The 16,946-nt window shown below is 60.3% G+C and carries 19 protein-coding genes; 4 read left to right on the plus strand and 15 right to left on the minus strand.

Annotation, left to right across the window (positions count from 1 at the left end; all coding sequences use genetic code 11):
- The first annotated feature begins 2 nt into the window (after positions 1-2).
- The 3 genes from ACR0AZ_RS15110 to ACR0AZ_RS15120 are packed head-to-tail and all read left to right on the plus strand — an operon-like array spanning position 3 to position 2,763.
- On the plus strand, positions 3-1,925 hold the full coding sequence (locus ACR0AZ_RS15110; protein ID WP_480471456.1) for a nitric oxide reductase activation protein NorD: 1,923 nt from the start codon (positions 3-5) through the stop codon (positions 1,923-1,925).
- A complete protein-coding gene (locus tag ACR0AZ_RS15115) occupies positions 1,922-2,470 on the plus strand; it encodes a cytochrome c oxidase subunit 3 (RefSeq protein ID WP_480471457.1) in 549 nt (182 codons plus the stop codon). Before ACR0AZ_RS15110 ends, ACR0AZ_RS15115 begins: the two co-directional genes overlap by 4 nt.
- Before the next feature lie 50 nt (positions 2,471-2,520).
- Positions 2,521-2,763 (plus strand): cytochrome C oxidase subunit IV family protein, encoded by a 243-nt coding sequence (locus ACR0AZ_RS15120; RefSeq protein WP_480471458.1) that lies wholly within the window; start codon positions 2,521-2,523, stop codon positions 2,761-2,763.
- Between the two features lie 55 nt (positions 2,764-2,818).
- Here the strand turns inward: ACR0AZ_RS15120 and hemA are convergent, their stop codons facing one another.
- On the minus strand, positions 2,819-4,042 hold the full coding sequence (hemA, locus tag ACR0AZ_RS15125) for a 5-aminolevulinate synthase (protein ID WP_480471459.1): 1,224 nt from the start codon (positions 4,040-4,042) through the stop codon (positions 2,819-2,821).
- A 186-nt stretch (positions 4,043-4,228) separates the two neighbouring features.
- On the opposite strand from hemA, the gene ACR0AZ_RS15130 reads away from it, so the two are divergent.
- Entirely contained in the window at positions 4,229-4,930 is a 702-nt protein-coding gene (locus ACR0AZ_RS15130; protein ID WP_480471460.1) for a Crp/Fnr family transcriptional regulator, read from the plus strand.
- Between the two features lie 27 nt (positions 4,931-4,957).
- Here ACR0AZ_RS15130 and ACR0AZ_RS15135 read toward each other — a convergent pair whose 3' ends face one another.
- The 14 genes from ACR0AZ_RS15135 to ACR0AZ_RS15200 form a co-directional block, all read right to left on the minus strand.
- The gene (locus tag ACR0AZ_RS15135; RefSeq protein WP_480471461.1) at positions 4,958-5,215 is read right to left on the minus strand and encodes a hypothetical protein; all 258 of its coding nucleotides are present in this window, start codon (positions 5,213-5,215) and stop codon (positions 4,958-4,960) included.
- A 13-nt stretch (positions 5,216-5,228) separates the two neighbouring features.
- Positions 5,229-5,921 (minus strand): NapC/NirT family cytochrome c, encoded by a 693-nt coding sequence (locus ACR0AZ_RS15140; protein ID WP_480471462.1) that lies wholly within the window; start codon positions 5,919-5,921, stop codon positions 5,229-5,231.
- Positions 5,922-5,947: 26 nt separating this feature from the next.
- The gene (locus tag ACR0AZ_RS15145; protein ID WP_170398181.1) at positions 5,948-6,382 is read right to left on the minus strand and encodes a nitrate reductase cytochrome c-type subunit; all 435 of its coding nucleotides are present in this window, start codon (positions 6,380-6,382) and stop codon (positions 5,948-5,950) included.
- A 12-nt stretch (positions 6,383-6,394) separates the two neighbouring features.
- Positions 6,395-7,306 (minus strand): quinol dehydrogenase ferredoxin subunit NapH, encoded by a 912-nt coding sequence (napH, locus tag ACR0AZ_RS15150; RefSeq protein ID WP_480471463.1) that lies wholly within the window; start codon positions 7,304-7,306, stop codon positions 6,395-6,397.
- A complete protein-coding gene (gene napG / locus ACR0AZ_RS15155; protein ID WP_480471464.1) occupies positions 7,303-8,121 on the minus strand; it encodes a ferredoxin-type protein NapG in 819 nt (272 codons plus the stop codon). The genes napH and napG overlap by 4 nt, the downstream gene beginning before the upstream one ends.
- A gap of 27 nt (positions 8,122-8,148) precedes the next feature.
- Complete coding sequence (napA, locus tag ACR0AZ_RS15160) at positions 8,149-10,641, minus strand: nitrate reductase catalytic subunit NapA (RefSeq protein ID WP_480667784.1); 2,493 nt, start codon at positions 10,639-10,641, stop codon at positions 8,149-8,151.
- 17 nt (positions 10,642-10,658) lie between these two features.
- The gene (locus ACR0AZ_RS15165) at positions 10,659-10,931 is read right to left on the minus strand and encodes a chaperone NapD (protein ID WP_480471466.1); all 273 of its coding nucleotides are present in this window, start codon (positions 10,929-10,931) and stop codon (positions 10,659-10,661) included.
- A complete protein-coding gene (gene napF / locus ACR0AZ_RS15170; protein WP_480667785.1) occupies positions 10,928-11,437 on the minus strand; it encodes a ferredoxin-type protein NapF in 510 nt (169 codons plus the stop codon). The genes ACR0AZ_RS15165 and napF overlap by 4 nt, the downstream gene beginning before the upstream one ends.
- Positions 11,438-11,577: 140 nt before the next feature.
- Positions 11,578-13,506: a 1-deoxy-D-xylulose-5-phosphate synthase gene (gene dxs, locus ACR0AZ_RS15175; RefSeq protein ID WP_480471468.1), complete on the minus strand. Its 1,929-nt coding sequence runs from the start codon at positions 13,504-13,506 to the stop codon at positions 11,578-11,580.
- 14 nt (positions 13,507-13,520) lie between these two features.
- Positions 13,521-14,387 carry a polyprenyl synthetase family protein gene (locus ACR0AZ_RS15180; RefSeq protein ID WP_480471469.1) on the minus strand — a complete coding sequence of 289 codons (867 nt, stop codon included), beginning with the start codon at positions 14,385-14,387 and terminating at the stop codon, positions 13,521-13,523.
- Positions 14,388-14,630, minus strand: a complete 243-nt coding sequence (locus ACR0AZ_RS15185) for an exodeoxyribonuclease VII small subunit (protein WP_170484940.1) — start codon at positions 14,628-14,630, stop codon at positions 14,388-14,390.
- Complete coding sequence (locus tag ACR0AZ_RS15190; RefSeq protein ID WP_480667786.1) at positions 14,627-15,553, minus strand: histone deacetylase family protein; 927 nt, start codon at positions 15,551-15,553, stop codon at positions 14,627-14,629. The genes ACR0AZ_RS15185 and ACR0AZ_RS15190 overlap by 4 nt, the downstream gene beginning before the upstream one ends.
- A 66-nt stretch (positions 15,554-15,619) precedes the next feature.
- Complete coding sequence (locus tag ACR0AZ_RS15195; protein ID WP_480667787.1) at positions 15,620-16,321, minus strand: response regulator; 702 nt, start codon at positions 16,319-16,321, stop codon at positions 15,620-15,622.
- Positions 16,318-16,830, minus strand: coding sequence for a MarR family winged helix-turn-helix transcriptional regulator (locus ACR0AZ_RS15200; RefSeq protein WP_480471472.1), 513 nt, complete (start codon positions 16,828-16,830; stop codon positions 16,318-16,320). Before ACR0AZ_RS15200 ends, ACR0AZ_RS15195 begins: the two co-directional genes overlap by 4 nt.
- Between the last annotated feature and the right edge of the window lie 116 nt (positions 16,831-16,946).

The following is a 16,946-nucleotide window of genomic DNA, read 5'->3' on the forward strand; positions in this document are numbered from 1 at the left end:
CGATGGTCAGGATCGATTTTGAGCCATGGGAACCCGAAGAAACGATCGGGAAACTGTGGCACACCCTTGCCAGCCGCCTCGATGCACCTGAGGTGCATGATGGAGCCGCGGTCGACCTCTCAGAGGTCGCGGGGCGGCTGGCTGTCCTCTTCCGAGGACTTGGGGGTAGTCCGGGCGTAGAATTGCGCCCGGTCTCACCCGAGGTTTCACGCCACCGTCTGGGGTGGCGCCGCCGTCTGGCGACCGAGGCCGAGCTGATACCGCGCGCGTCCTTTGACGGTGAAGTTCTGCGCCTGCCGGACCGGCTGGCCGTTTTTCCTGCACGTGAAGCAAATGGTGCGCTTTACGTCTGGCTGGCCGCCGCCGCGGCCCATGCCAGCACCCGCATCGACGAAGACGACCCGCTGCGCGCCGATTTGCACGCGCTAATCGCCGCCCGACACATGGTCGAAGCGACATTGGACAATGCCCCCGGTTTGCGCGCACTTTACACCGAACTCTGCAAAGGCGTTCTGCATTACCGCGACATCCCCGGTTTGCCACCCGTGGAGGCGGCAGTTGAAGAGATCATCCGCCACTTGCTGGGCGACCCAGCGCCCCTGTCACCGCAGGCCGCGCAGCTTCTGACACTGGATGACGACCTTTCTGCCCCGCGCGGATATCAGCATTTCCGCCCTATCCCGTTGTGGCCCGCGCTGCGTCCCGTCGGACTTTCCGAACATAACGAGGTCGAAAACCCCGACACAGAAGGCCCGCCCGAGGAAACCGGAGAGAAAACCCATCGTGCCCGCCGCCGCAAATCGGATCAGGCATCCCGCAGCGACAGTTTCATTCTGCACAAGTTCGAAGCGATCCTCAGCTGGGCCGAGTTTCTGAATATCAACCGCCGCATCGACGACGACGATCCCGACAACGCCAAGAAAGCGGCCGACGATCAGGAAGAGATTGGCCTTGGGCAGATCTCGAAGGCGCCGCCGACCAAGCTGAAACTGCATCTGGATCTGGCTCCGGAGGATGTGAACCGCGAGCGTCTGTCCGGTCGGGTTCTCTATCCCGAATGGGATGTGCGCACAGGGCAATACCTTCCCGATCATGTCAACGTTCTGACTTCGGATGCCGACATCCGCGAAGATTCTGCCGAGTTTGGCAAGGACCCCGCCACTGCCCGCCGCATCCGCGCCGTGAAACGCCAGTTCGAGGCGTTGCGTCCGGGCCGTGTGATGACGCGCGGCCATCTGGATGGCGATCAGCTGGACATCGAGGCCGCCGTCCGGGCGCAGGTGGATCGCTGCGCCAATGGCGAAGGCACCGAACGCATCTGGATGCAATCCCGCCCCGAGGCGCGCGATCTGGCGGTATCGATCCTGCTGGATGTCAGTCGCTCGACCGAAAGCGCAGTCACAGGCCGCGCCGTGATCGACATCGAACGCGAGGCGCTGGCCGCGCTCGCCTGGGGTCTGAATGCCTGCGGCGACGATTTCGCCATTCACGCCTTCAGCTCGCTGAAACGCCACCGTGTTTATGTGCAGCGGTGCAAACGGTTCGATGAGCCGATGGGGGGATTGGTCGAACAACGCATCGCTTCCCTGCGCCCCGGTCACTATACCAGACTCGGCGCTGCGATCCGGCATTGCTCGGCCAATCTGGCCGGTCAATCGCGCAAACGCCGGTTGTTGCTGGTCATCACCGATGGCAAGCCCAACGATCTGGACCACTATGAGGGTCGCCACGGCATCGAAGACACACGGCAAGCCATCCGCGAGGCGCGCCGCGCAGGGCAATCGGTATTCGGCGTCACCATCGACAAAACCGGCAAAAGCTGGTTCCCGCGCATGTTCGGCCAAGGTGGCTTCGCTGTCATCCCCGACCCGCACCGTTTAACCATGGCCCTGCCGCAGATCTACCGCCAGCTGGTCGGCGCATGACCGACACCTCTCTGATCGACGAGCTTCCGGGCGAGTTGCTGATGTGGGTGCTGATCATCTCGGAACTGCTGGTGTTCGGCGCAGGCTTGATTGCCTTCATGGGTGTGCGCCTGACCGATCCCACCGGATTTGCCGAAGCGCAATCGCATCTCTACCGCACCGGAGCGGCGCTTAATACGGCGGTGCTGGTCACCTCAGGTTATCTGGCCGCGCAGGCGCTGCATTGGCGGAAGGTCGCGCGTCACACTGCGGCTCGAATAGCGCTGATCGCCGCCGCCGCGCTGGGCGTCGTGTTTCTGATCATCAAAGGTGTGGAATATGCAGGTAAAGCCGCGCAGGGGATCACCTATGAAACCCACCCGTTCTTCCTGTTCTACTACCTGTTGACCGGATTTCACGCCGCGCATGTTCTCGCAGGCGTCGGCGTCCTGTTGCTGGTCGCCTGGCGCGATGACCCACGCCATATCGAGGCAGGCGCACAGTTCTGGCACATGGTTGATCTGGTCTGGATCATGCTCTTCCCTGTGATCTACCTGCTGGGGTGATGACGATGCCTGCACCTTCATCTTTTCCCAGAATCTCCCGCCGGGCGCGCTTGAACGCGCTCACACGTGCCTGGCTCGCTCTTCTGGCGCTCAGCGTCGCATCCGCGATACTGACGGTGCTGCCCATCCCATCCGCGCTGTTGGGCGGCGGCATCCTTATTCTTGCGCTTGCAAAATCCCGGGTGATCCTTGCCCGCTATCTGGACCTTGCAACCAGCCCGACATGGCTGCGCGGTTTCACGATGGTGCTGATCGGCTTTGCGGTCGTCATCTTTGCCCTCTACTTGATATGAAAAAACGCCGCCTCCGGAGAGACGGCGAGGTATCACGCAAGGGGGCGCTTTTTGATTACTGAGCAGCCATCGGCATCCGCGCGATCTGGCAGCGTTGCCACAGGGCCGACAGCGCATTGACCAGATGGTCGATATCCTCATCCGTATGAACCGGAGACGGCGTGATACGCAGGCGCTCGGTCCCTTTTGGCACGGTGGGATAGTTGATCGGCTGGATATAGATGCCGAACTCTTCCAGCAGCGTGTCCGAGATGAACTTGCATTTCACCGGATCGCCGACCATCACCGGGATGATGTGGCTGGGGTTGGGGATATGGGGAATACCTTCCGCATCCAAGCGCGCGCGCACCTGCGCCACGCGGGCCTTTTGCAAATCACGCTCGGATTTGGACTGTTTCAGATGCCGGATCGACGCCGCAGCACCGGCGGCAATCGAGGGCGGCAGGGCGGTGGTAAAGATGAACCCACTGGCAAAGCTGCGCACGAAATCGCACAGTGCAGCCGAGGCAGCGATGTAGCCCCCGACCACACCAAAGGCTTTGCCAAGCGTCCCTTCGATCACCGTCAGGCGATCCATCAGGCCTTCGCGCTCAGCGATGCCGCCGCCGCGCGGGCCATAAAGACCAACGGCGTGGACCTCATCCAGATAAGTCATCGCACCGTATTTGTCGGCCAGATCGCAGATCTCTTTGATGGGGGCGATATCACCGTCCATCGAATAGACCGACTCAAATGCGATCATCTTGGGCGCATCGGGATCGGCTGCGGCCAGTTTCGCCTCAAGATCTTCCAGGTCATTGTGCTTCCAGATCACCTTCCGCGCCCGCGAATGGCGGATGCCTTCGATCATCGAGGCATGGTTCAAGGCATCAGAAAATACAATCAGGCCTGGGATTTTTGCGGCGAGGGTGCCAAGGGCCGCCCAATTCGAAACATATCCGGAAGTAAAGAGAAGCGCGGCTTCTTTTCCGTGCAGATCGGCCAGTTCGGCCTCAAGCAGCACGTGGTCGTGAGTGGTGCCCGATATGTTCCGCGTACCCCCGGCCCCCGCGCCGCAGCGGTCCAATGCGTCGTGCATCGCACCGATAACTGATGGGTGTTGACCCATGCCGAGATAGTCGTTTGAACACCAGATCCGCACGTCCCGCTGCACAGGGCCGTCTGTTTGACGCGCGTTGGGGAAAGACCCGCAGCGACGTTGCAAGTCGATGAAAACACGATAGTTCCCTTCGTTCTGAAGGTCCTCAAGACTTTGGCTGAAGAAACGCTCGTAATTCATCTTGCTTGCTCCCCGACATACTGGCTATGGGCTGAGTTTATGGCAGCCTCGGTGCCTCAGACATGACTATTGTCAAGTTCGTACCGGTAAAAAAGGATGGTGCAAGCTGGCGGGCTTTGGCATAGCGTGGGGTTGGGATGGACCGACCGAACCAACGTGTCGGCAGGAATAAACGGGGGTGTTTTCATGTCTCATGAAACACAAAAGGCAATCGCACGTCAGTCGCTGTTGCTGCGCAGTCTGCCGGATCAGCATGTCGAGACATTGCTGAGCCACGCGATCTGGCGTCGGTACGACCGGGGCGAGACGATCTTCCTGCAGGAAGAAGAGGCGCAGGCCGTTCACGTGGTTCTGGAAGGCTGGGTTAAACTCTTCCGCATGACACCCACTGGGGCCGAGGCCGTGGTGAGCGTCTTTAAGCGCGGCGATAGCTTTGGCGAGGCGGTGGCACTGCGTAACGTGCCCTATCCCGTCTCAGCCGAGGCCGTATCGGCCTGCGAAGTGATGCACATTCCCAGCCCGATCCTGATCTCTTTGATGAAGGAAGACCCGGAAATCGGGATCTCGATCCTGGCCGCGACATTTACCCATCTGCATTCTCTGGTCGCTCAACTTGAACAACTCAAGGCGCAAACCGGTGCGCAGCGCGTGGCCGAGTTTCTGCTGAACCTCTGTGACAGCGATGCAGGTGAGTGCGAAGTGTCCCTGCCGTACGACAAGATGCTGATCGCGGGTCGTCTGGGGATGAAGCCCGAAAGCCTGAGCCGGGCATTCTCACGGCTCAAAGCAGTGGGTGTAAAGATCAACCGCAACCACGCCGAGATTTCAGATATCGCACTGCTGCGGGATTACGCCGAAAGCGATCCGGCGGAGAACTGGGGGCGGTAACCCGGCATTTCTGCCGGGTCAGGTCACTCAGACTGTTGCGCCTTTGCGGCGAATGGCGGTGCCGAGGCTGCCGGCGCAGACCCCGACAACAATCGCAATCACGAGCGCCATCGTTCCGACATGGGAAAACTGCCATCCGGCAAAAAGCAGGGGCGCGATCAGACCAACTATGCCACCCAGCAGGGCGCCAAGCCACAACTGGCGGGTCATCATGCCCAGTGCCAGGCCCAGAATGCCGGGCAGGCCCAATACGTTGCCGCCGATGGTTCCAAGTATCTCTAACATCTCTGTCCCCGCCTTAATCCGAGCTTTTGTTCAGGAACGAGCGGATATCGTCCCCTGACGCCGCTGCGTGTTTCTGCAGAACTTCGCCATCCACCGCGTCCGCGATCTCCTGATATGCTTCCAGATAGTTGGGCGGCAGGCTGTGCGCGATACCCTGGTGGCAATCAATGCAGGTCATGCCGGTATCAATTGCGCGCTGGTGTTCGCTAGCAGCACGGGTTTCCTGAATCGTGAAGTCCATATAGTCGAAGTTGTGACAGTTGCGGCATTCGCGGCTGTCGGATGCTTTCATCTTCTTCCAAACGGCCGTCGCCATGGCGAGACGATGATCCTCGTATTTCTCGGGTGTGCTGATCGTGCCTGCCAGCTCGTGATAGACATCCTTCACCGCCATGATCTTGGCTTTGATCTTGTGGTTCCACTCGTCCGGGACGTGACAGTCCGAACAGATCGCACGGACGCCTGAGTGGTTGTTGTAGTGGATCGTTTCACGGTATTCGCCGAGATTAACCTCCATCGTGTGGCACGAGGTGCAGAATTCTTCGGTATTCGTCAGCTCCAGTGCCCAGTGGAAGCCACCCCAGAACAGGATGCCCGCCAGAAACCCGGCCAGCAAAGTGAAACCAACGCTGAGGACGGCGATCGGGCTCCAGAACCAGGTCCAGAGGCGTCGGATGAGCCCTTGTTTTTCTTGGGAGTCGGACATATCGCGCTCTCCTTTTTGACCTGAGTTCAGTTGCCGGAGGAAGGTTCAAAAGTGTTGTCGACCAGTGGCAACGCATCCGCTTGCGGCACGTGACACTGGTTGCAGAAATACCGGGTACCTGCGATCTGATCCAACTCGCGGCCTTCGCGGTCCAGATAGTGGGTCATCGACAATGTTGGTGCGTTGCGCTCACCTGCTTTGGTCCAGTCATGGCAGGACAGGCACTGGTTGGTGCGCAGGTCGATCTGGTACTGTTCGATCGAATGTGGGATCAGCGGTGGCTGCTGGCGATAGTTTCGCTGCATGCGGCCTTCGACCGTGCGGTGAACCTGATCTAGAACAGCAGGTTCATCAACCTCGGCACCGCGCAGGCTGTTGACCCCGGCAGACTGCGCAAGGGCCAGGCCACCGAGGAGTAGCGGCGGGATCAGGGCAAGGCCCACTAGGATCGGCTTTTTCATCTTCTCACTCCTTCAAAAAGGTCTTGAGGCGCGCGGCTGCGGCGCGGCGGTTGGTTCCGGTGGTGCGACGGTCAGGTCGTCGAACCGATGGGTGAATTTGAATACGTCTTCGGCGCAGACATCGATGCAGCGACCGCAATTGGTGCAGTCGGGCGACAGGATCAGCGGGGTGTCTTTGCCTTTCAGCGCCGGAGAGATGACTTGGTTTTCCGGGCAGACCGCGTAGCAATCCATACAGTCGTCACAGGCGGCGCGATTGGTGGCGCTGACCCGCAGCATCGCTTTATTGCCCACCAGTCCGTAGAACGCGCCAACGGGACAAACATGGCCGCACCATCCATGGCGTGAGACAAACAGATCGAACAGGAAGATCGCGGCGATCATCGCCCAGACGAAGCCCATGCCAAAGATCAGCCCGCGATGCAGCATGGTGATCGGGTTAACCAGCTCCCACGCGATTGTGCCGGTCAGGCCGGTCACGATCAGAACGGTTGCCATGATCCACAACCGTGTGCGGCGCTTGGGCTGCCAGCCCTTTTGCAGGCCCAGCTTGCGGTGCAACCAATGCGCGCCGTCGGTGACCGGATTGATCGGGCAAACCCAGGAACAATAGACGCGACCTCCGATCAGGGCGTAAGCAACTAGAACGATGGCGGCACCGATGGCGGCGATCAGCTCGGGCCAGTGCCCGGCGATCAGGCTTTGCAGAAAGACAAACGGGTCGGTCAGGGGCAGCACGCCCAACGTCAGCGACCCGGCCAGTGTGCCCTGCACGATCCAGATCCCGAACCAAGGGCCCAGCAGGAACAGGACCAGAAAAAACAGCTGGCTGACGCGACGCAGCAGCAGGTATTTATGGGCACCCAGCCAGCCTTTGGTGGCAATGGCCTCTTGCCCCAGTGGCATATGTGTGCGGGCGGTCATGGGGTGACCTCTGGCAATTTGAAGCTAGGCTCAAACCCGCCCGGCGCGGCGAGGTTATCTGTGCCCGGTCCCGGCAGACGGTCGGGCAAGTCGATGATGCCTTCTACGACCGGCGCGCCCTTTGCCTCTTTCTCTTCCCAGCCCTTGCGGTAGTGATCGGCGCTGCTGCCACGGGCTAGCCGGGCGGGAAGAACCTTGATCGCGGCTTCGGGCAGAACGCAGCTCTTCTCGCACATGCCACAGCCGGTGCAGTGATCGGCATGAACGGTTGGAATGAAGATTGCATGACTGCCTGAGCGGGCATTGTGTTCAGTTTCCAGCGTGATGGCTTCGTCGATGACGGGGCAGACGCGATAGCAAACATCGCAGCGCAGGCCGAGGAAATTCAGGCAATTCTCCTGATCGACCAGAACGGCCACGCCCATTTCGGCGTCGTCGATATTTTCCAGCGCAGGATCTAACGCCCCGGTCGGGCAGGCTGCGACGCAGGGGATGTCGTCACACATCTCGCAAGGCACATCGCGGGCGGTGAAATAGGGCGTGCCGGTGGCCACGGCATCGACACCCAGCTCGGCCAGTTTCAGCGTGTCATAGGGACACTCCCGTACGCACAGACCACAGCGGATGCAGGCGGACAGGAAGTCTTGTTCCGGTAGGGCTCCGGGGGGGCGCAAGGCCTCGGCTGGCAACGCCCGTGCGTCCCGCGCCAGCCAGGCCAGCAAGGACCCGGCGGCGACGCAGCCGCCCGCCGCGCGCGCCGAGTCCTGCAGGAACCGGCGCCGCTGCGGCGATAAGGGGGAGCCAACACGAGACATGGGTCTTACCTTTGCCTTGCCAGCCCGTTATGCGCGCTCGATCTTACAGGCGCATTTCTTGAAGTCGGTCTCTTTCGACAGCGGGCAAGTCGCGTCCAGCGTCAGCTTGTTGGTCAGCTGGCCTTCGTCAAACCATGGCATGAAGACCAGACCGCGCGGCACTTTGTTCCGACCCCGGGTCTCGACCCGGCTGGTGACTTCGCCGCGACGAGTGGACAGAATGATCTCCTGCCCGCGGCGCAGACCACGGTCACGCGCGTCTTCGGGATGCATGTAGACCACTGCGGCCGGATAGGCGCGGTGCAGTTCGGGCACGCGGCGGGTCATAGAGCCCGAGTGCCAATGTTCCAGCACGCGACCGGTGCAGAGCCACAAATCGAATTCCGCATCCGGTTCCTCGGCAGCGGGTTCATATGGGGCAAAGATGATCTTGGCCTTGCCATCCTTATGGCCATAGAACTTCACATCTGCACCTTCGGGCACGTAAGGATCATAGCCTTCACGGAAGCGATAAAGCGTCTCTTTGCCGTCCACGACCGGCCAGCGAAGGCCGCGGGCCTGATGGTAAGTTTCGAACGGTGCCAGATCGTGCGCATGTCCGCGGCCGAACTCGGCATATTCCTCGAACAAGCCCTTCTGTACATAGTAGCCAAAGTGCTCGGACTCGTCGTTGTCGAACCCTTCGGCGGTTTCAGACAGCGGGAACTGGTCGATCGTGCCATTTGCGAACAGCACCTCATACATGGTCTTGCCGCGATGTTCGGGCATGGTGGCCAGCAGTTCCTCGCCCCAAACCTCTTCGACGGTGAAGCGCTTGGAGAACTCCATCAGCTGCCAGAGGTCCGATTTCGCCTCACCCGGAGCCTTAACCTGCTGCCGCCAGAATTGCGTGCGACGCTCGGCGTTGCCATAGGCGCCTTCCTTCTCGACCCACATAGCGGTGGGCAGGATCAGATCAGCAGACAGAGCCGTTACGGTCGGGTAGGGATCGGACACGGCAATGAAGTTCTCCGGGTTGCGATAACCGGGATAGCCTTCTTCGTTGATGTTTGGTGCGGCCTGCATGTTGTTGGTGCACTGCACCCAATAGGCGTTCAGATCACCGTCTTTCAGTTTCCGGTGCTGCAATACGGCGTGGAAGCCGGGTTTGGGCGGGATGGTGCCCGCAGGGATTTTCCACGCAGTTTCGCAAATCTCGCGGTGCTTGTCGTTTGCCACAACCATATCGGCGGGCAGACGGTGGGCAAAGGTCCCGACCTCACGCGCTGTACCACAGGCCGAAGGCTGACCGGTCAGCGAGAAGGGCGAGTTGCCGGGTTCCGAAATTTTACCGACCAGCAGGTGCACGTTATACATCAGCGAGTTTACCCACGATCCGCGGGTGTGCTGGTTGAAGCCCATGGTCCACAGGCTCATCACCTTGCGGTTTGGATCTGCATATTGCTGGGCCAGACGCTCAAGCTGAGAGGCAGGAACGCCGGACAGTTCCGATGTGTATTCCAGCGTGTATTCCGAAACCGCCTCGGCATATTCCTCGAAGCTGATCGGTTCCAATTTACCCGAGTTCGGGTTTTCAGCCTCTTGCTGCAGCGGGTTGTTGTCACGCAGGCCATAACCGATGTCTGTAGCGGTCTTGGTGATGTTGACGTGGTTCTTGACGAACTCTTCGTTCACCGCGCCGTTCTGGATGATGTAGTTGGCGATGTAGTTCAGGATCGCCAGATCGGTCTGCGGCGCAAAGACCATGCCATTGTCGGCCAGCTCGAACGAGCGGTGTTCATAGGTCGACAGCACATGCACTTCGGATCCGGGCTTGGTCAGACGCGTGTCGGTCAGGCGTGACCACAGGATGGGGTGCATTTCGGCCATGTTCGAGCCCCAGAGCACGAAGGTGTCTGCGTGCTCGAAATCGTCATAGCAGCCCATCGGCTCGTCAATGCCAAATGTACGCATGAAGCCGACAACCGCCGAGGCCATACAGTGGCGCGCGTTGGGATCGATGTTGTTGGACCGGAAACCAGCTTTCATCATCTTGGCAGCGGCATAGCCTTCCCAAACCGTCCACTGGCCCGAGCCGAACATGCCCACGCTGGTCGGCCCTTTCTTGGCTAGGGCCTCTTTCCATTTGGCGGCCATGACGTCGAAGGCTTCGTCCCAGCTGACGGGCTCGAATTCACCGTTCTTGTCGTATTCGCCGTTGGTTTTGCGCAGCATCGGCGTGGTCAGACGGTCTTTGCCGTACATGATCTTGGACAGGAAATAGCCCTTGATGCAGTTCAGGCCGCGGTTCACGGGCGCGTCCGGGTCGCCCTGCGTGGCAACTACGCGCCCGTCTTTGGTGCCAACAAGAACCGAGCAGCCAGTGCCGCAGAACCGGCAGGCGGCTTTGTCCCAGCGGATATCTGGGGTAGCGGCCTGAGCGTTGGCTTGTCCGGTGGCAAGCGGCAGACCTGCCGCCGAGGCTGTCGCAGCGGCGGCGGTTGATTTCAAAAAGGTCCGGCGGGATTCAGAGATGGTCATGACATGGGTCTCCGGCTTTATATCTGGCGAGAAGCGGTAAGGTGCGGACGGGTCTCCGCGAGGTCTTCGAAATGGTGAAAGGTCAGGGTCAGAGAGATCACGCCCGGGATCTGATGCAGATCCATGATCGTCTCGGACGCCAGTTTTTCCGGCGTATCCTCGACCACAACAACAAGACGGCCATCTTCGGCCGCCGCGTGAACCTCGGCCCCGTCTGTGCGCGCAATCGCGTCCTGCGCGCTTTGGGTGGTTTCCGGGCTTACATGGACGAGGCAACCACAGATGTTCATAAGGCAACCTCCTGAGTGGGCGGGGTGTGGCGTTCAAAACTGATGGAACCGGCGGGGCAGGCGCTGGCGCAAGCTCCGCAGCCGGTACATTTGTCGATATCGAGTTGGGGTTCGGCGCGACCACCGGGTTGCAGTTTGAAGCGGATCGCGCTGTGGTCACAGACGTCCTGACAGATCCGGCAACTGACGCCGTTCATCGACAGGCATGATGCAGATATTGCAGCGCGCCAAGGCCAGTCGGCTACGCGTTCAGGATTCAGCGCTCCAGTCGGGCAGGCGTTGGCGCAATCGCCGCAAAGGGTGCAGGGACCAACGTCCAACTGAACCACGGGCCAGCCTTGTGCGTCAAAACGGATGATGTCTTCGGGGCAGGCCACCTGGCATTCGTCGCACTGTGTACACAGTTCAAGAAACTCCGCCTCCGCGCCCGGCGGGCGGATGGCTGATCTATCCCCTTGCAGCATCTTGCCACGCAAGAAAGCGCGTCGGCTTGCTAGCTTGTTCATTCGCTTGCGACCCTCGAGTGTCCGGAAGGAGTTGGTCTGCCTGACTCGGGTGTTAGCGTATCACAGTGCGTAAGGATTTGACCTATGTCATTTTAAATTTGCTTATTTTTCCGATGTTCAGACTGAAGGCTGCAAAAATATCAGGCACGTTTCTCGCCGATTGAGGGTACGCCGAGAACCGAAAGCACCTTGGCCTCGATCTGTTCTGCGTTCATCCCTGCGACGGCGTACATATCGGCCGGGCTGGCCTGGTCGATGAAGATGTCCGGCAGCACCATCGAGCGATACTTCAGCCCTTCATCAAACACACCCTCATCCGCCAGCAGTTGCGCCACGTGGCTGCCAAAGCCACCCACGGCCCCTTCTTCGATGGTGATCAGCGCCTCGTGGTTCGCGGCGAGGTCAAGGATCAGGTCCTGGTCGAGCGGCTTGGCAAAGCGCGCATCCGCGATGGTGGGCGTGATCCCGCGCGCAGACAGGGCCTCTGCCGCCTTCTGCACTTCGGCGAGCCGCGTGCCGAAGGACAGCAGCGCCACGCGGGCACCTTTTTGGATCAGTCGACCCTTGCCGATCTCCAGCGCTTCGCCGCGCTCGGGCAGGTCAACACCCACCCCTTCGCCGCGCGGATAGCGGAAGGCGATAGGGCCATCGTCATGGGCCACTGCAGTGGCAACCATGTGCATCAGTTCAGCCTCGTCTGCGGCGGCCATGACGACCATGCCGGGCAGGTTGGCCAGGTAGGCGATATCGAACGATCCAGCATGGGTCGCGCCATCTGCGCCCACCAGACCCGCGCGATCGATGGCAAAGCGTACCGGCAGGCGCTGGATCGCCACATCATGCACCACCTGATCATACCCACGCTGCAGGAAGGTCGAATACATGGCGCAGAATGGCTTCATCCCGCCCGCCGCCAGCGCGGCCGAGAAGGTCACGCCATGCTGTTCGGCAATCGCCACATCGAAACAGCGCGACGGATAGCGCTCGGCAAACAGGTTGAGCCCGGTACCATCCGGCATCGCGGCAGTGACGGCTACGATCTTGTCATCCCGCGCTGCTTCATCGACCAGTGTCTTGCCAAAGACCGAGGTATAGGATGGCGCGTTCGAAGGCGCCTTTTTCTGCTCGCCCGTCACCACATCGAACTTGGCGGTTGCGTGACCTTTGTCGCGGGCCTGTTCGGCAGGGGCATAGCCCTTACCCTTCTTGGTCAGCACGTGGATCAGAATCGGCCCGCTTGCCTTCGCCTTGACCGCACGCAGAACCGGCAGCAACTGATCCAGATCATGCCCGTCGATGGGGCCGAGGTAGGAAAAGCCCAGCTCTTCAAACAGCGTCCCGCCCATGGCCATGCCTTTCAGCATATCCTTGGCGCGCTTTGCCCCTTCGCGGAACGGTTCGGGCAGCAGCGATACCGCGCCTTTGGCGGCAGCTTTCAGGTCGTGGAACGGTTCCTCGGCATAGATGCGCGACAGGTAGTTGGACAAGGCCCCGACGGGCGGCGCAATGCTCATTTCATTGTCGTTGAGGATGACGATCAGGCGTTTTTTTAGATGACCCGCGTTGTTCATCGCCTCAAAGGCCATGCCCGCAGACATCGAGCCATCGCCGATCACCGCAATTGCATCGCCCAGCCCCTCGGGTGTCACACCACCCAGATCACGCGCCACGGCAAACCCAAGTGCGGCGCTGATCGAGGTGCTCGAATGCGCCGCGCCAAACGGGTCATAGGGGCTTTCGCTGCGCTTGGTGAAGCCGCTCAGGCCATCCTTCATGCGCAAGGTGCGGATACGGTCGCGGCGCTCGGTCAGGATCTTGTGCGGGTAGCACTGGTGCCCCACGTCCCAGATGATCTTGTCGCGCGGAGTATCGAACACCGCATGCAGCGCCGTGGTCAGTTCGACTACGCCAAGACCCGCACCCAGATGTCCCCCAGTCACAGAAACGGCCGAGATCGTCTCGGACCGCAATTCATGTGCGACCTGATGTAGTTGCGCATCCGAGAATTGCTTGAGATCCGCAGGGCGGTTCACAAGGTCCAACAGAGGCGTATTCGGGCGGTCAGACATATGGCGTTCCTGGCTTAGCTGTCCCGGGCAATAACGAAGCGGGCAGCTTGCTTCAAGGTTTCAGCTTTAGGGCCATACCCGTCCAGTGCTGCGCAGGCCTGATCCGCCAACGCGGCAGCACGGGATTTCGCGGCCTCCAGACCCAGCAGCGAGACAAAGGTTGCCTTGCCCGCCTCAGCATCCTTCTGCAGCCGCTTTCCGGCCTTTTCGGCATCTCCTTCGACATCCAAGATGTCATCGGCGATTTGAAAAGCAAGGCCAAGGGCTTGGGCATATTGGCGCAAGGGTTCGGGATCGGCCTGTGCCAATCGTGCGCCCGCGCAAGCGGACCATTCGATCAACGCACCGGTTTTACCCGCTTGCAGCTGCGTGATCTGATCCAGCGTCAAGGGCTCTGCCGCTGTTTCCGCCGCGATATCCAGCGCCTGGCCCAAAACCATACCCTGTGCGCCGCTCGCTTTTGCCAGTGTTAGACCCAAATCTGCGCGAATTTCCGCGCTCCCGGCCTCGGGTCGCGTGCAAAGTTCAAATGCCAGCGTCTGCAACGCATCGCCCGCGAGGACAGCGGTGCCCTCATCCCATTTCACATGCACAGTCGGGCGCCCGCGCCGCAAATCATCGTCATCCATGCAGGGCAGGTCATCATGAACAAGCGAGTATGCATGCAGCGCCTCAATCGCGGTCGCTGGCCAGATCGCTTGCGTCGCGTCAACGCCATGCAACCGCGCGCTTTCCAAAACCAGAAACCCACGCAGCCGCTTGCCGCCTTCGGTGGCATAGGCCATCGCCCGTGTCACATCCAGATCGTCCAACGCCCCCAGAACCAGATCGAAATGGCTCTGAATCAGCGCCGCATCCTGCGCCAGCTTTTCACGAAACATTTACTGACCTTCGACAGGCGTTGTCCCGGTCGGTTGTCCACTCGCATCCAGAGTGATCGCTGCGACTTTTTCTTCGGCCCGCTTCAACTCATCTTCGCAACGCTTCTTCAAAGCCGCGCCGCGTTCATAGAGAGCAATAGACTGATCCAAGGCCACATCCCCGCGTTCCAGCTGGCCCACTACCGCCTCAAGCTCTTTCATCGCCTGTTCAAACGTCATCTGTTCGACTGGAGTATCGGTCATCGTGCTGCCTTTATCAGTTCTTCCACATGGGCTCGTGTCGCCTCGGCCAGTGCGTTCAGATCATACCCGCCTTCCAGAGTCGAGACGATACGGCCTGCACAGACCTCATCGGCGATCTTGCACAGCTCGGCTGTGATCCAGGCGAAATCACCCGTGGACCAGTTGAGGTTGGCCAGTGGGTCATCCTGATGCGCATCGAATCCCGCCGAAATGATGATCAGTTCCGGCTTGAATGCGCGCAGCCGCGGAAAGGCCTGCGCCTCGTAGGCAGCGCGCATCTCGGCCCCGCCCGTGCCGGGGGCTAATGGAATATTCAGCACCGTCTCATAGGCGCCGGTTTCATCCGCGCGCCCTGTTCCGGGCCACAACGGCATCTGCTGGCTGGTAATCACCAGCGCCCGTGGCTCATCCCACAGCAGATCCTGCGTGCCATTGCCATGATGTACATCGAAATCCACCACCGCCACGCGGTTCAACCCGTGATGATCCAGCGCATGCTTCGCCGCCAGCGCCGCGTTGCCGAACAGACAAAACCCCATCGCTGTCTCGGATTCCGCATGATGCCCTGGCGGGCGGATGGCGCAGAACGCGTTCGAGGCCTCACCGCTCAAAACCAGATCAACCGCCCGTACCGCCGCCCCCGCTGCGCGATAAGCAGCATCGACCGACCCCGGAGACATGAACGTGTCCCCATCGATTTGTCGAAACCCTTCAGAGGGCTTGCTGCTTCGGATATCATCGATGTGACTGGATGGGTGAACCCGCAACAGATCATCATCTGCGGCCATCGGAGCAGTGACCCGTTTCAGATCCAGGCCTTCCAGCGCATGTAAAACATGCTCCAATCGCGCCACCCGCTCCGGATGCCCGTCAGGTGTCACATGGCCTAAACAATCGGCATGGGTCAAAAGGGCAGTCGTCATCGGGGTCCTATCTTCATCTGGCTATAGATACCTTCGCCGAAGGCAAAGTCGCCGCACAACGGCAAATCAGTCGGGGGCCAACATATACCCCGCACCCCGCACAGTCTGCAGATACCGGGGCTGCTTCGGATCTTGCTCAATCTTGCGCCGCAAGCGCGTGATCTGCACGTCTACCGCGCGTTCCTGCGCTTGTCCCTTGTCGCGCCCCAGATCCTCAACCAGTTTGGCCCGGCTGATCGGCTCTCCCGGCTGGGCCGAGAAGATCTTCATCAACTGGCTTTCGGTCGCGGTCAGACGCACGGGATCTTCTCCCTGCCACATCTCGCCACGCTCGATGTCATAGCGGATCGGGCCGAGTGTCAGGAATTTCGCGGCTGTCTCCTGCGCGGGGGCTTCGGGCATGCGGCGCAAGATGGCGTTGATCCTCAGCAGCAGTTCTTTCGGCTCAAAAGGCTTGGCGAGGTAATCATCGGCACCGGCTTCGAGCCCCGCGATGCGATGCTCGGTTTCGCCTTTTGCGGTCAGCAGCAGGATCGGTGTTGTATGGGTCTCGCGCAGCGCCTTGGTCAGGCTTACCCCATCCTCGCCCGGCATCATGACATCCAGCACGATCAGATCGAAATCCAGCCCCGACAGCACCCGCCTTGCATGCGCTGCGTCTCGCGCTGCGGTTACCAGAAACCCGTTTCGCATCAGGAATTTCTTGAGCAGATCGCGAATGCGTTCGTCGTCGTCGACGATCAGAAGATGGGCGTCCATATCGCTCATGAAGTTGTATCCCGCAGTTTCGTATATGCACGACGCATATCAGCATCCATCATCGCTTCAAGCACTTTGCGAAAACCGGCCACCGCTTCGGGGCCTGCATCCTTGAATGCCGCGCGCATCCGGGCTCGCTGCGCATCGGACAGCGTAGCCTCCAACGCCTTGCCCTTGTCTGTTAGAAATAGGTGGCGTTCGCGTTTGTCCACCTTTCCCACACGGCTTTCCACCAAACCGTCCTCGATCAGGGTGCGCAGAACCCTATTTAGAGACTGTTTTGTTACCCCCAGGATGCCCAGAAGGTTGTTTACCGTCGTGCCGGGCGCGCGATTGATGAAGTGAACCGCCCGGTGATGGGCGCGGCCATAGGCCATTTCGGACAGGATGCGGTCGGGATCGGCGGTGAAGCCGCGATAGGCAAAGAACATCGCTTCGATACCTTGCCGCAACTGCTCATCCGTCAGAAATAACAGGCTTTCTCCGCCAAAGACCGGGGCAGGACGGATTTCGGACATAACGGGCCTCATTCGCAATACGGTTCGAGTTTATGTCAGCCTTATTGACATTCCAAGAGCGCACAGGTATCGAATCGCAGTTTTTGCGCAACAATGTGTCCGATGCGGACCTATCT

The organism is Ruegeria sp. BE3 (assembly GCF_056538865.1).

Excerpts from the sequence above, each read along its gene's own strand:
- ACR0AZ_RS15130 (WP_480471460.1), top strand. The coding sequence starts at position 4,229 with ATGTCTCATGAAACACAAAAGGCAATCGCACGTCAGTCGCTGTTGCTG.
- ACR0AZ_RS15135 (WP_480471461.1), bottom strand. The coding sequence starts at position 5,215 with ATGTTAGAGATACTTGGAACCATCGGCGGCAACGTATTGGGCCTGCCC.
- napH (WP_480471463.1), bottom strand. The coding sequence starts at position 7,306 with ATGACCGCCCGCACACATATGCCACTGGGGCAAGAGGCCATTGCCACC.
- ACR0AZ_RS15140 (WP_480471462.1), bottom strand. The coding sequence starts at position 5,921 with ATGTCCGACTCCCAAGAAAAACAAGGGCTCATCCGACGCCTCTGGACC.
- ACR0AZ_RS15185 (WP_170484940.1), bottom strand. The coding sequence starts at position 14,630 with ATGACCGATACTCCAGTCGAACAGATGACGTTTGAACAGGCGATGAAA.
- ACR0AZ_RS15195 (WP_480667787.1), bottom strand. The coding sequence starts at position 16,321 with ATGAGCGATATGGACGCCCATCTTCTGATCGTCGACGACGACGAACGC.
- ACR0AZ_RS15180 (WP_480471469.1), bottom strand. The coding sequence starts at position 14,387 with ATGTTTCGTGAAAAGCTGGCGCAGGATGCGGCGCTGATTCAGAGCCAT.
- napF (WP_480667785.1), bottom strand. The coding sequence starts at position 11,437 with ATGAACAAGCTAGCAAGCCGACGCGCTTTCTTGCGTGGCAAGATGCTG.
- napG (WP_480471464.1), bottom strand. The coding sequence starts at position 8,121 with ATGTCTCGTGTTGGCTCCCCCTTATCGCCGCAGCGGCGCCGGTTCCTG.
- ACR0AZ_RS15165 (WP_480471466.1), bottom strand. The coding sequence starts at position 10,931 with ATGAACATCTGTGGTTGCCTCGTCCATGTAAGCCCGGAAACCACCCAA.
- dxs (WP_480471468.1), bottom strand. The coding sequence starts at position 13,506 with ATGTCTGACCGCCCGAATACGCCTCTGTTGGACCTTGTGAACCGCCCT.
- hemA (WP_480471459.1), bottom strand. The coding sequence starts at position 4,042 with ATGAATTACGAGCGTTTCTTCAGCCAAAGTCTTGAGGACCTTCAGAAC.
- ACR0AZ_RS15190 (WP_480667786.1), bottom strand. The coding sequence starts at position 15,553 with ATGACGACTGCCCTTTTGACCCATGCCGATTGTTTAGGCCATGTGACA.
- napA (WP_480667784.1), bottom strand. The coding sequence starts at position 10,641 with ATGACCATCTCTGAATCCCGCCGGACCTTTTTGAAATCAACCGCCGCC.
- ACR0AZ_RS15115 (WP_480471457.1), top strand. The coding sequence starts at position 1,922 with ATGACCGACACCTCTCTGATCGACGAGCTTCCGGGCGAGTTGCTGATG.
- ACR0AZ_RS15200 (WP_480471472.1), bottom strand. The coding sequence starts at position 16,830 with ATGTCCGAAATCCGTCCTGCCCCGGTCTTTGGCGGAGAAAGCCTGTTA.
- ACR0AZ_RS15110 (WP_480471456.1), top strand. The coding sequence starts at position 3 with ATGGTCAGGATCGATTTTGAGCCATGGGAACCCGAAGAAACGATCGGG.
- ACR0AZ_RS15145 (WP_170398181.1), bottom strand. The coding sequence starts at position 6,382 with ATGAAAAAGCCGATCCTAGTGGGCCTTGCCCTGATCCCGCCGCTACTC.